Origin of the sequence: Microbacterium sp. 2RAF4 (genome assembly GCF_052115285.1) — a bacterium.
Taxonomy (GTDB): domain Bacteria; phylum Actinomycetota; class Actinomycetes; order Actinomycetales; family Microbacteriaceae; genus Microbacterium; species Microbacterium oxydans.
Window position 1 is genome coordinate 1 of record NZ_JBFRGI010000003.1, and the last position, 19,321, is coordinate 19,321.

Consider the following 19,321-nt stretch of genomic DNA (forward strand, 5'->3'; position numbering starts at 1 on the left):
CTTTGATCCAAAGGAATTCTCACCCAGCCGAAGCTAGACGAGGATAATTTGGCATTTGACAAGTGCACGCTGTTGAGTTCTCAAGGATCGGATGCTCCCACGACCCAGCCATCACAGCCAGGCCCGCAGGGCAACTTCTCTATCTTACCCACCTTGTCCCGCTTGTCAAATCGGCGCGCTGTGCGAATCAGAGATCCGCAGCGCAGCTGATGACAGCCGCAGAAGAGGTGGAGTCCCTATCCTAGACGCAAGCGCCTGTTCTCTCAAGTGAGAGTGGATCGGGAGTGGTTCTCCGCTTGAGGGGGGTGAAGCTCTTGGCTCCTCCGCTTCCCTGTGGGGCGAACAAGTAATAAGTTACGCGGGTCCCGGGGATCTGGCAAATCGGGCCACCCCACCCGGGCGTGTCGCCTTGACTCCTCGAGTGGTTTCCTGCGGGTCAGGGGCGGTTTCGGCGTCGAAGCGCACCCGGAGTACGATCGCGCCATGCCGGATTCCGCGGATCGTCCCCCTGTCGCAGACGTGTTCGAGGGAGCTGCCGGCGGCCGGGCGCATGAGGGGCGGGCGGCAGCTCAGCTCCTCGCGCGCATCAGGCGAGAGCTCGGCCTCGGTGGCGACGACGACGCGGTCCGGCCGCTCCATGCTGTACCGCTCCCCTCCCGACTGGCCACCGCTGACCTCGCCTGGGCGAGCGCGAGCGCAGCCATGCTCGCGGCCGGCAGGCCCCCGGCTTCGCTCGATCCGGATCGGATCGCGGTGGCCTACCGCAGTGACCGTGTGCTGACGATCGACGGCGTCGCTCCCCCGGTCTGGTCCGAGTACTCAGGGTTCTGGCGGACTGCAGACGGGTGGATCCGCACCCACGGGAACTATCCCCATCACGCGGCGGCGCTGCGTGCGGCACTCGGTCTGCGAGAGGGAGCGAGTGGCGATATCGTCCGGGGTTCGCTCGCCGAACGGGAGTCTCTCGATGCCGTCCGCGAGATCACGGCTGCCGGCGGGCTCGCTGTCGTCGTCGCCGCGGAGGATCCCACCGTCGATCGTGCCGCCAGAGAGCGTCCGCTCCTGGAGATCAGCCGACCGGACGGGATGTCCGATGCGCTCGACCGCCCTGCCGGAGGACGTTCCGTGCGTGTGGGCCATCGCCCTCTTCAGGGCATGCGCGTCCTCGACCTGACAAGAGTCATCGCCGGCCCAGTGTGCACGAGGACACTCGCCCTGCTCGGTGCCGATGTGCTGCGCATCGATCCGCCGATGCTCCCAGAGCCGGAGTGGCAGCACCTCGATACGGGCCATGGCAAGCGTTCTGCTGTGCTGGACGCGCGGAGCGCTCGCTTCCATGATCTGCTCGCGCGCGCTGATGCCGTCGTGCTCGGATACCGTCCGGCATCACTCGACCGGCTGGGGCTGGACCCCGACCTGCTCGTGCGCCGATACCCGGGTCTGGTGGTCGCGCAACTGAGCGCCTGGGGCACGGAGCATCCGGAGCGTGCGGGTTTCGACAGCCTCGTGCAGGCGGAATCCGGCATCTCGCTCATCGAATCGGTCGACGGTGACCGTCCCGGTGCTCTTCCCGCGCAAGCTCTCGACCACAGCGCGGGCTATCTGCTCGCTGCCGCTGTGACCTCTCTGCTCGGGCGGTACGCGAGAGACGAGCGTTCGTTCGTGGTCCGCACATCGCTTCGTCGCGTCGCGGCGGAACTGCTCGGGATGCCGCGTCGGCGGGTCGCCGAAGCCGAGGTCGGGTTCGACGTGTGGCCGCATGTCGCTCGGTTCGATGTCGACGGGAGCGCCGTCGTGACGGCTCGACCCGCGCTGGCGGGACTCGAGTTCGCTGCCCCGCACGCCTGGGGATCCGATCAGCCCGTCTGGTGACGGCGTCCTCGCATCGACAGCGCGATGCAGACCGCCAAGGTGAGCGCCCCCCAGAGAGCACACGCCGGAGGGAGCACCCGATACGCGAGGTGCTGAACGGTGAAGTCCGCGTCGAGGGGGCCGAAGACGACGAGTCCCCCGACCCACGCGATGACGAGGAAGACGGGAAGCGAGATCCACCATGCCACGCGCACCCACGGCGGCGAAGACTGCGTGACGCCCTGACGCGGTGTCTGCCGACGGAGCCAGAGCAACGCCCAGATGCCGATGACCCCGAGGCCGATCACGCTCGAACCGTGTTGAAGCCACTTGAACCCGGGCAGCGGTCCCCACATGTCGTCGAGACCGGGGAGCAGGTGCACACCCCACCGTCCCTCATGTGTGAAGAGGTCCCACACGATGTGCGAGAGCACCCCGATCACGAACGACGCCGCGAGCAGGAACGGATACGCGCGCGGGCGCCCCACGCCGACTGCAGCTCCTGCCGCCGCGAGACCTCTGTCGTTCCATTCCTCGGGCAGCCTCCGAGCCAGCCGGAGCGGAGCGAGTTCGGGAACAGCCGGACGGAGCACGACCCGCCAGATCACGAACAGCACGAACGCGAGAAGCCCTGTCCACACGACGTTGCCGAACGTGTGCGTGAACGAATAGTTCAGCCCGACGCCACGCACGAACAACGGCAGGTCCGGCGTCATCGCACCGATCGCGATCGCAGCCGGCACCAGCGGCGTGCGGATGAACGGCAACGCCACCAGGGCGTGGCTGGGTGTGAACGGCATCGAGCTCGGCTCAGTCGACGAAGAGGCCGGCGAGAGTCTTCTTGCCACGGCGGAGCACGGAGACCCCGCCGGGGAGCGTGCCATGGACCGTCGCCGTCTCGTCGTCGACGCGTTCGCCGTCGAGCGTGACACCGCCCTGCGTGATCGCGCGCCTCGCCTCGGAGAGGCTCGACACGAGCCCCGTCGACACCAGTGCCTCGACCACCGGGGTGCCGACGCCGACGGTCGCGTTTGGCAGCTCTTCCAGAGCAGTGCGGAGCGTCTCGGCGTCGAGCGTGGTCAGGTCTCCCTGGCCGAAGAGAGCCTCGGAAGCCGCGATCACCGCAGCAGTCGCCTCGACACCGTGCACGGTCGCCACCACTTCGAGCGCCAGCCTCTTCTGGGCGGCTCGGCGGAACGGCTCCACTGCCACGAGCTCGGCGTACTCCTCGATCTCCGACCTGGTGAGGAACGTGAAGACCTTCAGGCGTTCGATCACGTCGGAGTCCGCGGTGCTCAGCCAGAACTGGTACATCCGGTACGGGCTGCACATGTCGGCGTCGAGCCAGATGGCGTTGCCCTCGCTCTTGCCGAACTTGGTGCCGTCGCTGTTCGTGATGAGCGGTGTGCCGATCGCGTGCACCGACGCCCCCTCGGCACGACGGATGAGCTCGGTGCCGCTGGTGAGGTTGCCCCACTGATCCGAGCCGCCGGTCTGCAGCACGCAGTCGTACTGCCGGTACAGCTCGAGGAAGTCCATACCCTGCAGGATCTGGTAGCTGAACTCGGTGTAGCTGATGCCCTCATCGGAGTTGAGTCGCGCCGCGACCGCGTCCTTCTTGAGCATCGTGCCCACACGGAAGTACTTGCCGATCTCGCGCAGGAAGTCGATCGCGCTCAGCGGCGCCGTCCAGTCGAGGTTGTTCACGATGCGGGCGGCGTTCTCACCCTCGAAGCTGAGGTAGCGCTCGACCTGGGCACGCAGGCGTCCGACCCAGTCCTCGACCGTCTCCCGGGTGTTCAGCGTGCGCTCGGCCGTAGGGCGAGGGTCGCCGATCAGACCGGTCGAGCCGCCGACGAGGCCGAGCGGCTTGTGCCCGGCGAGCTGGATGCGACGCAGCGTGAGCAGCTGCACGAGGTTGCCGAGATGCAGACTCGCCGCCGTCGGATCGAACCCGCAGTAGTACGTGATCGGGTCTCCCGCGAGCAGGGCGCGCAGCGCCTCCTGGTCGGTGGACACATGGACCAGGCCACGCCACACGAGTTCGTCCCACACGTTCTCGAACGCGGGATCGATCGCCTGGGGTGCGGTCGTCAGATCGGGAGTTGACACGCGCTCCAGGCTATCAGCGCGGTACAGCCTCGAATTCCGCTCAGACAGGCGTGTCAAGACGGTCGAACTCCTGCGTCGTCAGCGAGATCGATGCCGCATCCATCGCGACGTCCAGCTGCTCCACTCTGCTTCCTCCGACGATGGGACGGATCCCCCGTGTGAGCTGCCAGGCCAGCACGATCTGTCCTCTGCCGACTCCGCGAGCGGCGGCGATCTCCTCCAGCACCGCGAGCCGCCGCGTGGTCCCCGGGTGGTCGTACACCTCGGGAACCGGTTTGGTCGGGTTGTCGTACGCCCCCGAGAGCACCGGCGTATATGCCCACACCTCGATGCCGTTGTCTCGGGCGAAGTCCCGCTGCTCGTCGCTGAGCACGCCGAAGGGGTGCGCCACACCGGGTGGGAGGGTGCCCGGTCGGGTGCGCAGGTAGGTGCTGTTCAGCTGGAAGGCGTCGATGGGGACGCTGCCGATCGACCTCGCGTGAGCGCGAGCGCGTTCGATGCGCCAGGCAGGATGGTTGGAGGCGCCGACACGGGTCACCGTGCCTGCGGCCGTGAGCGCGGCCAGTGCGTCGACGGTGTCCTCGATCGCTACTGCGCGGTCCTCCTGGTGCAACCAGAGCAGGTCGATCCTGTCGATGCCGAGGCGGTCGAGGCTCCCCTCGACCGCCGCACCGATCGCGCGCGGCGAGAGCCCGGTCCGGTGCTCGGGCCATGAGCCGGGCCACAGCGGCTCCGCTCCCACCTTGGTGGAGATGCGCACCTGCTGCCGGGCACCTGGTCGTGCCGCGAGCCAGCGTCCGATGACTTCCTCCGACGCTCCCCCGTGTCCGCTGTCGCTCGCCCAGAAGCTGTAGCAGTCTGCGGTGTCGATCCAGGTGCCGCCCCGCTCGACGAAACGGTCGAGCAGAGCGAAGGAGGTGTCCTCATCGACGATCGTGCCGAAGGACATCGCGCCGAGGACGAGCGGGGATGCGGGTGTGTTCCGAGTGGTCATGACCTCACTGTGCAACCTGGAGCGCACTCCAGGTCAAGACCTATGCTCAGGAGATGACGACGTACACCCCGGCGGAGACCGCAGCGCGTTCCGGCTTCAGCATCGACACGCTCAGGTACTACGAACGGGAGGGCATCCTGCCCACGGTCACCCGCACCGCCGGTGGGCATCGCGCCTACACCGATGCCGACCTCGGACTGCTCGACTTCCTCAAGTGCCTTCGCGAGACGGGCATGCCGGTCGAACGCCTGCGCCGCTACGGGCAGCTCTGTCAGAGCGAGGAGACCATCCCCGAGCGGATCGCACTCCTCGAGGAGCATGCGGCGACGGTCGAACAGCAGCTCGCCGAGGTCCTCGCGCAGCAGCGACGCCTCGCAGAGAAGCTGGACTGGTACCGATCGCTGAGTTGAGGTCGCTCAGCTGTGCGCCGCCCACCACACCAGGAAAGCCGCACCCAGCGCGATCACCCAGCTCACGAGGCTGCCGACGAGGAAGTACTCGGCGCGGGCGCCGGTCTCGCCGTCGCGGGAGATCTCGGGGAAGCGAACGATGCCCTTCGCGGCGAGCATCGCGGCGAGGATCGGATACGCCGCGGCGAGGGTGAGGATCAGGACGAGGATGCGCTCCAGCGGTCCGATCAGTCGACCGCCCTTGAAACCACTGCGCGGATCGCGGGGTGCGGGTGCCGTCTCGGCGGTGTCCTCCTCGGCGGTGTCCTCCTCGGCGGTGTCCGCCTGGGCGGTGCCTGCTCCGGCGGTTCCTGCTTCGGTGGTTCCGGCCACGACGGGCGCCGCCTCCGCGGTCGGCATCGCCGGGTCACGGGGAAGCCACGTGTGCTCGCCGTCGAGTGCCGCACGCACCACGAGGTTCGACGACTCGAGGAGGAAGACCCCGGCGCCGAGCGCGAGCATGGCGAGATCGAACGGAACCTCCCCGAACGGCGACCGGAGATGCCAGATCGCACCGATGAGACCGGAGTCGGAACGGGCCCCGAGCCAGACGACGGCTCCGACGCTCAGGACCGCGAGCAGCACGGCCGGCCAGAACCCCAGGGGTGCCGGACGCTCCGTCGGCATGCACCACACCCAGAGCGCGCCGACGACGAGGGCGAGCACCATGGGGAGAAGCGCGTCGCCGACGCTGCCGAGCAGGAGCAGGATGACGGCGATCACGAGATAGCCGATCCACCGGCGGGGCGCGAACTGACGCACCAGGTCGGCGGCGCCGACCGCGAGGAGGAGGAACCCCGCGACGATCATGCGTGCGCCCCTCGAAGCGCGGCGACACCCTCGATGAGCGCAGCCGTTCCCGCACTGCGCAGCGACTTGGAGACACTGGGCTGGGTGATGCCCTCCTCCGCGGCGAGTTCCTGCTGGGATCGACCGAGCAGACGACCGTAGGCGAGCCGTCGTTCCCGCTCGCTCATCGCCCCCACCAGCTCATCACGGACGAGGAGATAGGCGTTCGATGCCGCGATCGTGCTCTCCATGACCTCATCCTGCCCGGAGGATCCGACAATCCACGACCGCGTGCGCGGCACGGCGCGACTCTCTCGCGCGTGCACGGTCTCGATCGCCGCTCGGGCCGCGTACCAGCCCGGTCCGTCGGCGAGCTCACCGTGCACGGACTCGACGGGCCGCACCTCGCCCACCCCGATGCCGAAGCGGAAGGCGACGCCGTCCGGCAGCCGCAGCTGGATCATCAGGAGCGACACCATCGCGTCGGCCAGATCGAGGTAGACGCCCTGCTGCTCGTCGCCCACGGTGGGCGTGAGCGGCTGCGCGGCCAACGGGAGGTCTGCTTCGACTTCGGCTATGGTGTCGTCGAGCACGCGTTGGGCGGCCGTGCGATCGTCGAGACGACGAGAACCCACGATGTCTGCGAGTACCGCGATGACCATGGCATAACCATATCACGAATAATCCTCGACTTATGCGTCAATTGGTTATATCTTGAGATCATGCCTGAATCGCACATGATCCCCTGGTCCGACGGAACCTGGACCAACGCCCCGGCCTCCCCCGACGCCCTGCCAGACGGCACAGCTCCCCTCGATGTCACCGCGGTGGAGAGCAGCGATGCCTGGCGGCACACCGCCTACGGCTTCGTGCACGACACCGAGCACGCTCTGCTCGCCCCGCTCGAGGTCGGCGAGGCGGTGGAGGTCTCCTTCCGCGCGCCGTGGGACGGCCAGTTCGACCAGGCAGGCGTCTTCGTGCGCATCGACGACGAGCACTGGGTGAAGACGGGCCTGGAATACGCCGACGGCCATCTGGGACTGGGCGCCGTGGTCACCGCCGGTGGCTCCGACTGGTCGGTCGGCCACGTCGACGAGTGGCTCGAGAGCGAGATCACCGTGCGCGTCAGCCGCTGGGCGGATTCCCTGATCGTTCGCGCCCGCGCCGACGACGGCCCCTGGCGACTCGTCAGGGTCGCCCCATTCGACGGACAGGCAGCCGCGGCAGCCGGTCCGTTCCTCGCGGCACCGAGCCGCGCCGGCCTCACCGTGCGTTTCACGCGCTGGGAACGGTCGGAGGCAGACGCCGACCTGCACTGAGCAGGCGGCCACGGCGACCGCCTGCACCTCCGGCCAGATACCTCAGGTCAGATACCTCCGCTCAGATGCCGAGGGCGTGGGCGGCCGCCTGCGCGCGGGCGACGAGTTCCGCGCGCTGCTCGGCGACCCGTTCCGGTGCGGTGCCGCCGATCCCGGTCCGCGACCCGACGGAGCCCTCGATCGTGAGCACCTCGCGCACCTCGGGTACGAGATGCGGCGACACCGAGAGCAGCAGCTCGTCGGAGGCATCCTCCAGCCCGATCCCCCGCTCCTCGCACGCCCGCACGAGCGCACCCGAGATCTCGTGCGCATCCCGGAACGGCACGCGGCGCTTCACGAGCCACTCGGCGACATCGGTCGCGAGAGAGAACCCCTGCGGCGCGAGCGCCGCCATCCGTTCGGTGTCGAAACGCAGCGTCGCGATCATCCCGGCGAACGCGGGAAGCACCACCTCGAGGGTCTGCACCGAGTCGAAGACCGGCTCCTTGTCCTCCTGCAGGTCGCGGTTGTACGCGAGCGGGAGGCCCTTGAGGGTGGCGAGCAGGCCGGACAGGTTTCCGATCAGACGCCCTGACTTGCCCCGAGCGAGCTCGGCGATGTCGGGGTTCTTCTTCTGCGGCATGATGCTCGAGCCGGTCGAGTAGCCGTCGTCGAGGGTGACGAAGCCGAACTCCCGGGTGTTCCAGAGGATGATCTCCTCGGACAGGCGCGAGATGTCGACGCCGGTCATCGCTGTGATGAAGGCGAACTCCGCCACGACATCGCGAGCCGCCGTGCCGTCGAGCGAGTTCTCCGCGGGCCGGTCGAGGCCCAGCTCGGTCGCCACGAGTGCGGGATCGAGCCCGAGGGTGGAACCTGCCAGCGCTCCGCCGCCGTACGGCGAGACACCGGCGCGACGACGCCAGTCCACGAGACGTTCGAGTTCACGCACCAGCGGCCACCCGTGCGCCTGCAGGTGGTGGGCGAGCAGCACCGGCTGTGCGTGCTGCAGATGCGTGCGGCCGGGAAGGATCGCCGCGGGATGAGCCTCGGCCTGGGCTACCAGGGCATCGATCACCCGGAGGATGTCACGGGCGATCACTCGCGCATGGTCGATCAGATACATGCGCACGAGCGTGGCGATCTGGTCGTTGCGGCTGCGACCGGCACGCAGCCGCCCGCCGAGCTCCGGCCCGAGCTCGACGATCAGCGCCTGCTCCAGCGCGCCGTGCACGTCCTCATCGGTCGGCACCGGGCGCAGAGTGCCGTCGGCGACCTTGCGCGCGACCGCGTCCAGCCCCTCGTGCATCCGTCGCGCCTCGTCCGGCTCCAGGTACCCCGCCGCTTCGAGCGCGGTGGCGTGCGCGTGGGAGCCCGCGATGTCGTACGGCGCGAGAATCCAGTCGAAGTGGGTGGAACGGCTCAGCTCCACCAGCTCGGGCGAGGGCCCCGTGGCGAAGCGGGCGCCCCAGAGCGCGCCCTCGTTGGTGCCTTCGTGCGTCGCGTCGCTCATCACGCGTCCTTCTTGCCGAGGAGCCAGACCAGCAGCGCCTTCTGCGCGTGCAGGCGGTTCTCGGCCTCGTCCCAGACCACGCTCTGCGGGCCGTCGATCACGCTGGAATCGACCTCGTAGCCGCGGTCGGCCGGGAGGCAGTGGATGAAGATCGCCTCAGGATCGGCCAGGGTCATCGTCTCCGGAGTGACCTTGTAGCCGCCGAGGTCGCGGATGCGTGCGAGCTTCTCCTCCTCCTTGCCCATCGACACCCAGGTGTCGGTCACGACGACGTCGGCACCGGCAGAGGCCTCGACCGGGTCGGTGAAGAGGGTGATCGACCCGCCGGTCTCGGCGGCGCGGCGATCGGCGGCCTCGATGACATCCGCACGAGGAGCGTAGTCCTCGGGCGACGCAATGCGCACGTGCATGCCCGCGGTCACACCCGCGAGCGCGTAGGAGTGCGCCATGTTGCTCTGCCCGTCTCCGAAGAACGTCAGCGTGAGCCCCTTCAGGTCGCCCTTGTGCTCGCGGATCGTGAGCAGGTCGGCGAGCAGCTGACACGGGTGGAAGTCATCCGACAGCGCATTGATGACCGGCACACGCGTACCTTCCGCCATCTCCTCGAGACCCGACTGCGCGTAGGTGCGCCACACGATGGCGGCGACCTGGCGCTCCAGGACGCGAGCGGTGTCGGACGGGGTCTCCTTGCCGCCGAGCTGGCTGCTCGCTGTCGAGATGATCAGCGGCGAACCGCCGAGGTCGGCGATCCCCACCGCGAACGAGACACGGGTGCGCGTGGAGGACTTGTCGAAGATGACCGCGACGGTCTGGGGGCCGGCCAGGCTCTTGTCGGCCCACCGGTCCTTCTTCAGCTCGATCGCGAGATCGAGGATCTCGGCCTGCTCGGCGGGGGTCAGATCGTCGTCACGCAGCAGGTGGCGGGTCATGCGGATACCTTTCCGGCAACAGAGGCCTGGACGTCGGCGAGCGAAGCCGTGAACAGCTCGCGGAACTCGGCGAGTTCGGCGTCGCCGATCGTGAGAGCCGGTGCGATGCGAACCGTCTCGGGGTTGGCGGCGTTGACGATGAGACCGCGCTCCTGGGCGGCCGCGACGACCGCACCGGCGACGGGTGCGGTCAGCGCCACGCCGACGAGCAGACCACGTCCGCGCACACCGTCGATCAGCGGCGAGTCGATGCCGAGCAGGATCTCGCGCAGCTCGGCACCACGACGGGCGGCGTTCTCGACCAGGCCGGCACTCTCGATCTCGGCCAGGACCGCATCGGCGACCGCGGTCGCGAGCGGGTTGCCGCCGAAGGTGGAACCGTGGGATCCCGGGGTGAAGAGCGCGCTGGCGGCACCGAAGGTGACCAGCGCGCCGATCGGGAAGCCGCCGCCGATGCCCTTGGCGAGGGTGATCGCATCGGGGGTGATGCCCTCGTGACTGAACCCGAACCACTCACCGGTACGACCGGCACCGGTCTGGATCTCATCCACGATCAGCAGGGCGCCGTGAGCGAGGGTCAGCGAGCGCGCTGCGGCGAGGTAGCCCTCCGGCAGCTCGACCACACCGGCCTCGCCCTGGATGGGCTCGACGATGATCGCGGCGACGCGGTCATCCATCGCGGCTTCGAGAGCCTCGATCGTGGCCGGGATGTGCTCGACGCCGGCGGGCATCGGCTCGAACGGCGCGCGCATCGACGCCTTGGCGGTGAGCGCGAGCGAGCCCATCGTGCGACCGTGGAAGCCGTTCTCGAGCGCGAGGATGCGCGGCCGCTCGGAGCCGCCGTGCAGGCGCGCCAGCTTGAACGCGGCCTCATTGGCCTCGGCGCCCGAGTTCGAGAAGAACACGCGACCGTCGATGCCGGCGCCCGCGAGACGCTTGAGCCGTGCGGCGAGCGCGAGCTGGGGTGGAGTGGCGAAGTAGTTCGACACGTGCGCGAGGGTGGCGGCCTGCGTCGAGACCGCCTCGACGAAAGCCGGGTGCGCGTGCCCGAGCGACGTGACCGCGATGCCCGCGAGGAAGTCGAGGTGGCGTCGGCCGTCGGCATCCCACAGGTACGAGCCCTCACCACGGACCAGCAGCGCGAGCCGCTCCCCCGCGTTGAGCACGAGATCGCGTGCCGCATCGTCCTGCCAGACGGTCATGCCGTCACCTCCGACTTTCCCAGGACCACTTCGGTCCCGATTCCCTTGCTGGTGAAAAGCTCGACGAGCACCGAGTGCGGCACCCGTCCATCGATGATCGCCGCCGCGTCGACGCCGCCCTCGACCGCATCGAGACATGCGCGCATCTTCGGGATCATCCCCGACTCGAGCGTCGGCAGCATCTCGATGAGCGCGTCCGATGTCAGATGGGAGACGAGCGAGTCGCGATTGGGCCAGTCGGCATACAAGCCCGGCACGTCGGTCAGGATGACGAGCTTGCGCGCGCGCAACGAGACCGCGAGAGCGGCTGCTGCGGCATCCGCATTGACGTTCAGCGACTGACCGGGGTGATCGAGATCGGGCGCGATGCTCGACACCACCGGGATGCGCCCTGCGGCGAGGTGGTCGAGCACGGGCGTCGGATCGACTTCGACGACGTCGCCGACCCGACCGAGGTCGACCTCTTCGCCGTCGATCACGACACCACGACGGCGCCCTCCGAAGAGTCCGGCATCCTCGCCGCTGAGACCTGTCGCGATCGGACCGTGCGAGTTGATCTTCGACACGAGCTGTGGATTGACCTGACCGGTGAGCACCATGCGCACGACGCTGATCGCCTCGGTGTTGGTGACGCGGTAGCCGCCCTTGAACTCGCTCGGGATCTCGAGCCGCTGCAGCATGTTGGAGATCTGCGGCCCTCCGCCATGCACCACGACCGGAAGCACCCCGACGTAGCGGAGGTACGCGATGTCCTGGGCGAAGGCGTCCTGCAGCTCCTCCGACACCATGGCGTTACCGCCGTACTTGATGACCACGATCTGGTCGCGGAACTTCTTCAGCCACGGCAGCGACTCGATGAGCGTCGTGGCCTTCTGCGCGGCGACGTCCGGTGTGGTGTCCTGAATGTCGGTCATGAGGCGTAGGCGCTGTTCTCGTGCACGTAGTCGTGGGTCAGGTCGTTCGTGAGCACCGTGGCCGTCGACTCCCCGACCTTGAGGTCGATCACGAGGTGCGTGGCGCGCGGGGTGAGGTCGACCTCTTCGCGGGGGCGGTCGGGGCCACCCTGACTGCAGACGCGCACGCCGTTCATCCAGACGTCGACGTCGTAGGGGTCGAACTGCGCACTCGTCGTACCGATCGCCGCGAGCACCCGCCCCCAGTTCGGATCGTTGCCGAAGATCGCCGCCTTGAAGAGGTTGTTGCGCGCGACGGACCGGCCGACCTCGACGGCGTCCTGCTCGGTCACGGCGTGCTGCACCTCGATCGTGATGTCATGGCTCGCGCCCTCGGCATCGCCCTGCAGCTTGACCGCGAGCTCCTGGGACAGCTCGATGAGCGCGGCGGTGAAGTCGTCGAGGTCCGGCACGACCTCGGATGCCCCGTTGGCGAGGAGCGTGACCTGGTCGTTCGTCGACATGCAGCCATCCGAATCGAGACGGTCGAACGTCTGCCCTGTCGCATGGCGCAGCGCCTCATCGGCCTGAAGCGGCTCGAGGACAGCATCCGTCGTGATCACCACGAGCATGGTGGCGAGGCCGGGGGCGAGCATGCCCGCACCCTTCGCCATACCGCCGATGGTCCAGCCGTCGCGGCTGATCACGGCGGTCTTCGCGACCGTGTCGGTGGTCATGATGGCCTGTGCCGCGTTCTCTCCGCCGTCGGCGCTGAGCTCGGCGATCGCCTGCTCGGTGCCGGCCAGCACGCGCGAGCGGAACGACTCGTCCCCGGTGCCGATGAGGCCGGTGGAGCAGATCAGCACATCCCCGGCGCTGACGCCGAGTAGTTCGGCCGCCTTCTCCGCTGTCTGGTGAGTGGTCTGGAACCCGAACGCCCCGGTGAAGCAGTTCGCTCCGCCGGAGTTGAGCACGACGGCCTCGACGACCCGGTCGGCGACCGCCTGCTGCGACCAGATGATCGGGTTCGCCTTGGCGCGGTTGCTGGTGAAGACCGCGGCGCCGACCTTGCGAGGTCCCCGGTTGACGACGACGGCGACATCGGGCTTCCCTGTCGACTTCAGCCCGGCGGCGACCCCGGCCGCTTCGAATCCTGCGGGTGCGGTGACGCTCACGGCGCTACTCCGTTCACTGAGAGGGCGCGGGCTTCGGGAAGGCCCAGCGCGATGTTCATGGATTGGACTGCAGCGCCGGCGGTGCCCTTGACGAGGTTGTCGACCGCGGTGACCACCGTGACCCGGTTCGCGGCCCGATCGATCGCGAGGCCGACCAGCGCGGTGTTGGCGCCGAGCACGTCGGCCGTGCGCGGGAAGCGTCCCTCCGGCAGCAGCTGCACGAAGGTCTCGTCCCCGTAGACGCTCTGCCAGGCGTCACGGATCTGCGCATCCGTCGCGCCGTCGACGATCGGTGCGGTGGATGTGGCGAGGATCCCGCGCGACATGGGCACCAGCACCGGTGTGAACGAGATCCTGATGCCGTCGGCCTCGACGCCTGACGCCGCGGCGAGCGCCTGGCGGATCTCCGGGATGTGTCGGTGGGTGCCGCCGACCGCATAGGGGTTGGCGGTGCCGAGGATCTCGCTGCCGAGCAGGTTCGTCTTGAGGCTCTTCCCTGCACCGGACGGACCGACGGCGAGCACGGAGACGATGTCGGACGGATCGATCACCCCGGCGGCCACACCGGGCGCGAGGCTGAGGCTCACGGTCGAGGCGTTGCATCCCGGCGCCGCGATGCGCGTGGCTCCACGGAGGTGCTCACGCTGCTTGACCCCGTCGATGAGGAGCTCGGGCACGCCGTAGGTCCACGGCTCGTGGAAGTCGCCGCCGTAGAACGCGTCCCACGCCGAGGCCGACGTGAGTCGGTGGTCCGCGCCGGCATCGATCACGAGCGGGACATCGCCCAGCGCATCGGTGTACTGCCCTGACTGCCCGTGCGGCAGGGCGAGGAAGACGATGTCGTGGCCGGCGAGGATCTCCGGCGTCGTGTCCTGCAGCGTGAGGTGGGCGAGCGAGCGCAGGTGCGGCTGGTGGTCGACGAGAGGCTGTCCGGCGTTCGAATGCGCCGTGACGGTGCGGATCTCCATGTCGGGATGGGCGGCCAGGAGGCGCAGGATCTCGCCGCCTGCGTAGCCGGATGCGCCGGAGACGGCGACGGAATACGTCATGCTTCTACCTTAACGGTCAGGCCCTCGACGAAATCGGGACCGTGGACGGGGCCGGAGGCGGCGACACCGGCACTCGACCCCCGTGCGCGCACGGGCAGAAGGGCGGGGTCGCCTACAGTCGGCGGCCGCGGCGTCGGCGCACAGCGATGACGCTCGGAGCGAGCGTCGGAGAAGCGGTGGCGGCCGAAGGCATGTCGCGACAGTAGCGCGGCCTCGGCGGCCACCGCAAATCCGGCTCGTCATCTGCGGGGTGAGGACTCCAGCGGCGCGGAGAAGAAGGCGAGCTCATGCGCGCTCGAGACCTCGAAGACGTGGCGCATCTTCGCACGGGTCGCGGCATCGGCCCGTGCCGCCGCTCCGGATGCGTAGGCGATCGCCGTCTCCGTCGCCTCTTCGAAGGCGGGGTCCGCGTAGGTCGCCAGCCACGAGGCGTAGGGGTGCTGGGGATCCCGCGCGTACTGACCGAAGGCTCCGGCTTGCAGGCGTCGGCCGAGGTCGGTGTAGAGCCAGAAGCACGGGAGGACGGCGGCGAGGATCTCGGCATAGTCCCCGCCGAACGCGACCGACCGCAGATGATCGAGGTAGGCGGTGGTCGCCGGACCCGGCTCGGCCGAGAACGTGTCCGCGCTCACCCCCTGCGCCGGAGTCAGCCACGATGCGTGCAGTTCGAGCTCGCCCACGATCGAACCGCGTGCGGACTCCGCCCAGAACGCCTGCTCATCGGACGTCGGCGCGAGTCGGGACGCCTCCGCGAGCACACGGGCGTAGTCGCGCAGGTACAGCGCGTCCTGCGCGAGATAGGACAGGAACGGTCCGCGCTCCAGCGTCCCATCGGCGAGCGCCCGGATGAAGGGCAGCTCGTCGATGCCCGCGCGGATCCCCATGATGCCGTGCCACCAGTCCGCCGCGATGTCGTCCGCCGCCGGCCGGGCCTCGGCTCCTGCCCGTTCCCGGAGTCCGGCGAAGTGGTCGATCGGCCCGTGTCCGCGACCGACGCGCAAAGCGTCCCCCGCGCGCAGGGCTTCGCGAAGCCAGACGCGCGCGGCGCCGACGGCCGCCTCTGCGTCGTGCCCCCGCGCGAGCAGGGTCGCGAGCGCGGACGACAGCGAGCAGCCGGTGCCATGGGTGTTTCCGGTCGTGATCCGTGGTCCTGGAAAGTCTCTGCGCAGACCGCACGCCGCGTCGACCAGCGCATCGGGGGCCTCATCGCCGACGAGATGGCCGCCCTTGACCAGGACGGCCGCATCGATCCGGGCGGACAGCTCGTGCGCCGCGGAGATGGCCTCCTCCCAGTCGGCGATCTCCCGACCGGCGAGCACCGCGAGTTCGGCGAGGTTCGGCGTGACCAGAGTCGCCCGCGCGAGGAGGCCGAGCAGTTCTCGCTCCACTTCCCCATCCAGCAACCGGTCACCGGAGGTCGCGACCATGACAGGATCGAGCACCACGATCGGAGGGCGCACGCGGTCCAGCCATGCCCCCACCGTGTGGATGACGGCGGCGTCGGCGAGCATCCCGATCTTCACGGCGTCGATCACGATGTCGTCCGACACGGCGTCGAGCTGCGCGCGCAGGAAGTCGACCGGCGGCACGTGCACAGCACGCACGCCCTGCGTGTTCTGCGCGGTCAGCGCCGTGAGCACAGCCATTCCGTACCCGCCGTTCGCGGCGATGGACTTGAGGTCGGCCTGGATACCCGCACCTCCGGACGGGTCGCTCCCGGCGATGCTGAGCACTCGCGGTACACCCCCGGACCGCCAGCGCCGCAGGAAGCGCGTCGCTGCAGCGGCCGGATCGTCGGCGGCACACAGCGCCGAGACCACGGCCACCCCCGCCGCACCGGCATCGCGAAGAGCCTCGGTGTCGTCGATGTGGACACCGCCGATCGCCACGCACGGGAGTGGGCTGCGCCTGGCGAAGTCGCGAAATCCCTCCACGCCCAGCGGGGTGGGGTGATCCGGCTTCGTGAGGGTGGGACGGATGACGCCGACCCCGAGGTAGTCGACCGTCCCGGCCGGGAGGGCCCGCACCGCGTCGAGGTGCGCGGCGGTGTTGGCGGTGAGGCCGATCAAGGCGTCGGGTCCGAGTGCCTCACGGGCGCGCAGCACCGAGGCGTCCCCCTGGCCGAGGTGCACGCCATCGACTCGGGCGCCACCCTCACGAGCCGCCAGGACCGCATCCAGCCGATCGTTGACCACGAGCAGAGCCCGGCCGTCGATCGCCTGCGACAGTGCCACCAGTTGCTCGACGGTCTCCTCGTCGGTCGCCTCCTTGTCGCGCAGCTGCACGATGCGCACTCCGCCGTCCACCGCGCGCCGGACGGTCTCGACGACACCCCGGTCTCCGCACAGCGCCGCATCCGTCACGAGGTAGAGCGAGAGGTCGGCGTTCACAGCGCACCGCCTTCGACGCGGGCGCGGACCCTGATGTCGGTGGAGTCCACGGCGGCGAGCGCATCCAGCAGCGCGACGGCGAAGCTCCCCGGTCCCGTGGACCGCTCTGCCGCCTGCTCCGCCGCGATCGTGTACACGAGGCTCGCCGACGCGACCGCCGTGAGCGCATCGTGCCCGGTCCCCCGTGCAACGCCGAGGAAGGCCGCCATCACGGCGCCGAGAGCGCACCCGCCGCCCGTGACCCTGGTCAGCAGCTCGTGCCCGTTGGACAGCCGCAGCACCCTCTCCCCGTCGGTGAGGAGATCGATCGGACCGGACACGGCGACCACGCCGTGCGTCGTGCGTGCCAGCGCCGATGCAGCCTCGGCCGCGGACTCGGTGCTGTCCGTGGAGTCCACACCCCGCCCGCCGGCGCTGAGCCCCGCGAGAGCCAGCACCTCGGAGGCGTTGCCGCGGATCGCGGTCGGCCGCTGCTCGACGAGCTGACGGGCGAGCGCGGTCCGCACAGGGAGCGCGCCGACCGCGACGGGGTCGAGCACCCAGGGAGTGCCTGCCGCCGCCGCGCCGGTCACGGCTTCCCGACTCGCCGCGCGCTGCTCGGGCGTCGGCGTGCCGAGGTTGATCAGCATGCCGGAGGCGACGCCGGCGAACATGCCCGTCTCCCCGACGATGTCGACCATGGCGGGAGCAGCTCCGAGCGCCAGCAGCACGTTGGCGGTGAAGCCGGTGACCACGGTGTTGGTGATGCAGTGCGTCAGCGGGGGCGCCTCGCGCACCACCCCCAGCAGAGCCGCAGCCGTCTCGGCGAGATCGTGGGTGGAATCAGGACGCAGAAGATCGCTCATCGCGACATCCCTTCGCTAGTACGAACTAGATCAGGTTCGACGGGTCTGTTCTCAGCCGCGGATCGCGGCACCCCGTGTCACTGGTCGCAGTCTAGCGATCGGCCAGCAGCGCCCGCTCCTGCGCGCGCGTGAGTCCGGCACGACGCTCGCGGTCGAGTCCGCGCTCCCGTTCGTCGGCGAGCACGCGATCGATCGTGTCGACGAGCGGACGGAGCGACCCACCGGTCTCCCGGAACGCCTCGTTCGAGCGGGTCATGAACCCCGTCATCTCGGACGGAAGCCACAGCGGCAGGGAACGCGGACCGGCCCAGTACTCGATGTCGTGCGCGACGAGCCAGTCCTCCTCTGCGACGACCGTATCGCCGGTGTGCCCTGCCTGCGCCCGAACCGCGTCAAGGAGGTCGGCGAGGAGATGCTGGTCGCCGACGGCGTTCACCGTTCCGCTGCCGGCCGTCGTGACGATGAAGGCCGCGAGATCGTCCACGTCGATGACCTGCGTCCTTCTCCCCTCGAGCGGCGGCAGCAGCACGGGCTCGGAACCGGCGCGAGCGAACGCCGCACCCCAGTACCCGAAGCGATCGCTGGGGTCGCCGTCGCCCACGATGAGGCCGGGTCGCACGACGAGGGCCCGCTCCCGGAGGTGCAGGACGGCGTCCTCCGCAGCCGCCTTCTGCGCACCGTACTCGTACTCGTCGCCGGAAACTGCTGGTGGATGACGCGGAGCAGACTCGTCGGCGCCGACCGTCGCATCGTCGGAGTAGACCGACACGGAGGACACATACGTCCAACGCGCGGTCCGATCGCCGAGCGCTTCCACCGCATGCTCGACGTGCGCCGCGTGAGACGAGATGTCGACGACATGATCCCAGTCCCGCACGGCCAGATCGGTGTACGCATCGGGAGCGTCGCGGTCAGCGACGACGAGCGCGGCACCCTCCGGCACCGGGCGCGTCCCGCGGGCGAGGCAGGTGACCGCAGCACCTTCATCGAGCCACCGCCGGGCGATGCGACCGGAAAGCCATCCTGTGCCACCCAGGATCAGAACATCCGTCATGGTGTGCCGTCACCCAAGCGGTCCAGGCCGGCCAGCACCGGAACCGTCCAGGCGGGGTCGGGCCGCCAGCGGGTCCACGCGGAGTCGAACGGCCAGTCGTCGGCCTCGAACGATGCGATGGCCGCGTCCGCGTGCCGCTCGATCTGCGCGGCCTGCTCGGAGCTGAGCCGTCCCTGGGCGATCGCGGCGACGAGCTCATCCTCGTCCTTGAGGTGGATGCCGCCCTCCGGATCGATCTCGACGTCGAGGATGTGGTCGGACGAGAAGGTGTCTCGGTCTGTCCGCAGATGCGCGTTCTCGAGATTCACGTACCACCCGGAGAACACCCAGTCCGGCCCGGTGGTGTCGCTCCAGAACAGCCAGATCGACCACGGCATCCCTGCAGGGGCGATGCACAGCACCCCGTTGCCGCGCCAACGCTCGACGATGCGCGTCCGCGGTTCGAGCCACCGCCGGTCGAGCGGCACCTCCCGCACGCGCTGACCGTCGCTGGATCCTGGCGCCTCCTGGAGCGTCCCCGGAGCGAGCCAGGCCACGAGACCGTGCTCATCATCACGGATCACGCGCATCGGCGAGATCCTGGACGGTTCTCCCGGCTGCCACCCCGGCTTCCGATAGTGCCAGTCGATCTGCGCGCCGGGCTCGAGGAACGGTCCCTCACCGAGCGGCCTCGCGTCGTCGGGGACGGCGGCCGGAGTGCCCTGGGGGAGGATTCTCATCCCGCCACGGTACTCCGGCGCCGGCCCGGATCGTCCGAGCGACGACACGGTCCGCCTCA

General features: G+C 69.4%; 18 protein-coding genes and 1 riboswitch. Of the genes, 3 read left to right on the forward strand and 15 right to left on the reverse strand.

Annotation, left to right across the window (positions count from 1 at the left end):
- Positions 1-483: 483 nt before the first annotated feature.
- Positions 484-1,872, forward strand: a complete 1,389-nt coding sequence (locus tag AB4070_RS13505; protein ID WP_441980571.1) for a CoA transferase — start codon at positions 484-486, stop codon at positions 1,870-1,872.
- Here the strand turns inward: AB4070_RS13505 and AB4070_RS13510 are convergent.
- From AB4070_RS13510 to AB4070_RS13520, 3 genes are read right to left on the reverse strand one after another with little or no spacing between them, the layout of a single operon-like run.
- On the reverse strand, positions 1,857-2,651 hold the full coding sequence (locus AB4070_RS13510; RefSeq protein WP_441980572.1) for a DUF4184 family protein: 795 nt from the start codon (positions 2,649-2,651) through the stop codon (positions 1,857-1,859). The two genes, AB4070_RS13505 and AB4070_RS13510, sit on opposite strands and share 16 nt — an antisense overlap.
- Before the next feature lie 10 nt (positions 2,652-2,661).
- Positions 2,662-3,963, reverse strand: a complete 1,302-nt coding sequence (gene tyrS, locus AB4070_RS13515) for a tyrosine--tRNA ligase (RefSeq protein WP_441980573.1) — start codon at positions 3,961-3,963, stop codon at positions 2,662-2,664.
- Positions 3,964-4,003: 40 nt separating this feature from the next.
- Positions 4,004-4,957, reverse strand: coding sequence for an aldo/keto reductase (locus tag AB4070_RS13520; protein WP_441980574.1), 954 nt, complete (start codon positions 4,955-4,957; stop codon positions 4,004-4,006).
- Between the two features lie 53 nt (positions 4,958-5,010).
- Between AB4070_RS13520 and AB4070_RS13525 the strand changes: the two genes are divergently transcribed.
- Positions 5,011-5,367: a MerR family transcriptional regulator gene (locus tag AB4070_RS13525; protein ID WP_441980575.1), complete on the forward strand. Its 357-nt coding sequence runs from the start codon at positions 5,011-5,013 to the stop codon at positions 5,365-5,367.
- Between the two features lie 6 nt (positions 5,368-5,373).
- Here the strand turns inward: AB4070_RS13525 and AB4070_RS13530 are convergent, their stop codons facing one another.
- On the reverse strand, positions 5,374-6,216 hold the full coding sequence (locus AB4070_RS13530) for a hypothetical protein (RefSeq protein WP_441980576.1): 843 nt from the start codon (positions 6,214-6,216) through the stop codon (positions 5,374-5,376).
- The gene (locus AB4070_RS13535) at positions 6,213-6,857 is read right to left on the reverse strand and encodes a SatD family protein (RefSeq protein WP_441980577.1); all 645 of its coding nucleotides are present in this window, start codon (positions 6,855-6,857) and stop codon (positions 6,213-6,215) included. The genes AB4070_RS13530 and AB4070_RS13535 overlap by 4 nt, the downstream gene beginning before the upstream one ends.
- 60 nt (positions 6,858-6,917) lie before the next feature.
- On the opposite strand from AB4070_RS13535, the gene AB4070_RS13540 reads away from it, so the two are divergent.
- Complete coding sequence (locus tag AB4070_RS13540) at positions 6,918-7,514, forward strand: DUF1349 domain-containing protein (RefSeq protein WP_441980578.1); 597 nt, start codon at positions 6,918-6,920, stop codon at positions 7,512-7,514.
- 61 nt (positions 7,515-7,575) lie between these two features.
- On the opposite strand, the gene argH is transcribed toward AB4070_RS13540, so the two are convergent.
- From argH to AB4070_RS13590, 10 genes are all read right to left on the reverse strand, one after another.
- On the reverse strand, positions 7,576-9,006 hold the full coding sequence (gene argH / locus AB4070_RS13545) for an argininosuccinate lyase (protein ID WP_441980579.1): 1,431 nt from the start codon (positions 9,004-9,006) through the stop codon (positions 7,576-7,578).
- Positions 9,006-9,935, reverse strand: a complete 930-nt coding sequence (argF, locus tag AB4070_RS13550; protein WP_058632223.1) for an ornithine carbamoyltransferase — start codon at positions 9,933-9,935, stop codon at positions 9,006-9,008. Before argF ends, argH begins: the two co-directional genes overlap by 1 nt.
- On the reverse strand, positions 9,932-11,137 hold the full coding sequence (locus AB4070_RS13555; RefSeq protein ID WP_441980580.1) for an acetylornithine transaminase: 1,206 nt from the start codon (positions 11,135-11,137) through the stop codon (positions 9,932-9,934). The genes argF and AB4070_RS13555 overlap by 4 nt, the downstream gene beginning before the upstream one ends.
- Entirely contained in the window at positions 11,134-12,051 is a 918-nt protein-coding gene (gene argB / locus AB4070_RS13560) for an acetylglutamate kinase (RefSeq protein ID WP_441980581.1), read from the reverse strand. Before argB ends, AB4070_RS13555 begins: the two co-directional genes overlap by 4 nt.
- On the reverse strand, positions 12,048-13,205 hold the full coding sequence (argJ, locus tag AB4070_RS13565; protein ID WP_441980582.1) for a bifunctional glutamate N-acetyltransferase/amino-acid acetyltransferase ArgJ: 1,158 nt from the start codon (positions 13,203-13,205) through the stop codon (positions 12,048-12,050). The genes argB and argJ overlap by 4 nt, the downstream gene beginning before the upstream one ends.
- On the reverse strand, positions 13,202-14,254 hold the full coding sequence (gene argC, locus AB4070_RS13570) for an N-acetyl-gamma-glutamyl-phosphate reductase (RefSeq protein WP_441980583.1): 1,053 nt from the start codon (positions 14,252-14,254) through the stop codon (positions 13,202-13,204). Before argC ends, argJ begins: the two co-directional genes overlap by 4 nt.
- Before the next feature lie 239 nt (positions 14,255-14,493).
- On the reverse strand, positions 14,494-16,644 hold the full coding sequence (locus AB4070_RS13575) for a bifunctional hydroxymethylpyrimidine kinase/phosphomethylpyrimidine kinase (RefSeq protein WP_441980584.1): 2,151 nt from the start codon (positions 16,642-16,644) through the stop codon (positions 14,494-14,496).
- On the reverse strand, positions 16,641-17,489 hold the full coding sequence (gene thiM, locus AB4070_RS13580; RefSeq protein ID WP_441980585.1) for a hydroxyethylthiazole kinase: 849 nt from the start codon (positions 17,487-17,489) through the stop codon (positions 16,641-16,643). The genes AB4070_RS13575 and thiM overlap by 4 nt, the downstream gene beginning before the upstream one ends.
- Positions 17,480-17,574: riboswitch (TPP riboswitch) on the reverse strand. Its footprint overlaps the gene before it by 10 nt.
- Positions 17,575-17,580: 6 nt before the next feature.
- Positions 17,581-18,543 (reverse strand): NAD-dependent epimerase/dehydratase family protein, encoded by a 963-nt coding sequence (locus tag AB4070_RS13585; RefSeq protein WP_441980586.1) that lies wholly within the window; start codon positions 18,541-18,543, stop codon positions 17,581-17,583.
- Complete coding sequence (locus AB4070_RS13590) at positions 18,540-19,262, reverse strand: DUF402 domain-containing protein (protein ID WP_441980587.1); 723 nt, start codon at positions 19,260-19,262, stop codon at positions 18,540-18,542. The genes AB4070_RS13585 and AB4070_RS13590 overlap by 4 nt, the downstream gene beginning before the upstream one ends.
- Positions 19,263-19,321 lie beyond the last annotated feature (59 nt).